A 1,057-nucleotide genomic window follows, 5' to 3' on the forward strand; every position below is an offset into this window, starting at 1 on the left:
AAGACCTTATGCCGTGGTATGCGCAAGTTATGACACACTTTAATGCTCGTTGAGTCGATGAACTCAATGCCAGTCGGCTCTCCCTTCACATGAGTGAAGAAAGAACTTAAGGGTATGAGAACAGAAGGCATCACTTCTAGAAAGCGTGTATAGCTGAGTAAAGTAGGGAAATCATTTCTATAATATCGACAGATTAATCCGAGATAGAAATTCTTAAAATCACGATGGTGAGACATGTGAAAGGCAATAATAATGGTCATTATTTCACTTTCAGACATACGGCCTTTACGGTTTCGCTTCCGTTCACCATTTTCAATCTGAAGTTTTTGCCACTGAGGTAGAAAAGCCTGGCAAAAGTCATCGACATGACAGAATAAGTCTACTAATTTACGTATAGCTGGTTCCTTAGTGATGAGTCCTTCTTGGTCGAAAGATCTGATCACTGAACCCGCTTTTAGTTCATTTTTTCTTATCCCGAGTTCAGGTTAACTAAGCCTGACCGTAAGCAGACATTAGACAGATACTTTGAAGAGGACGTAACGCATACGCGACATTATTTGTAAGTTTTGGACACTATCAAGGCTGATGTTCGGCTGTATAGAAGTATGGGCTTAGAGGATGAAGGACCGTGGAGGCAAGATGATTGTGAACTTTTACCTATGGCAAAAGATTTCGTTCGTCAGTCACTCAATGCATTTCATAAGGCGCTAGAACGCACGTTAGTAGCGTAAGCGCGTCATAAACACCGCATTCTAATCAACCTCAGCACGCTATACGATCAAACCTCCAACCTCAAGGAGATTTGAAATGGTAAAACGACGCACCAACCAAGAATGGCAAACCTTGTTCGAGCAATACCAATCCAGTCATCTATCACAACGGGTCTTCTGTGAGCGTAATGGGTTAAGTCTTTCTACTTTTTATGCCAAGCGCCAGCAGTTACAAACTACGGAGTCAGCCAATATCAGTGGCTTTGTTAAAGCAGAAGTTATCGAAAAAACGACTCGCTACCAGATGGCTCAAACACCCGTCGCCAATATGACCTTATCGATAAATA

Annotated in this window: 2 protein-coding genes; one reads left to right on the plus strand and one right to left on the minus strand. The window is 42.0% G+C overall.

The features are described 5' to 3' along the window. Positions 1-395, minus strand: a 395-nt coding sequence (locus tag EYW48_RS21210; RefSeq protein ID WP_277433050.1) for a transposase, incomplete at its 3' end; no start/stop codon positions are given. Positions 396-807: 412 nt separating this feature from the next. On the opposite strand from EYW48_RS21210, the gene EYW48_RS21215 reads away from it, so the two are divergent. Beyond that, the coding region (locus EYW48_RS21215) for an IS66 family insertion sequence element accessory protein TnpB (protein ID WP_277433049.1) at positions 808-1,057 on the plus strand (250 nt) is incomplete at its 3' end.

It is taken from the genome of Vibrio sp. 1180_3 (assembly GCF_029478545.1).
Taxonomy (GTDB): domain Bacteria; phylum Pseudomonadota; class Gammaproteobacteria; order Enterobacterales; family Vibrionaceae; genus Vibrio; species Vibrio aestuarianus.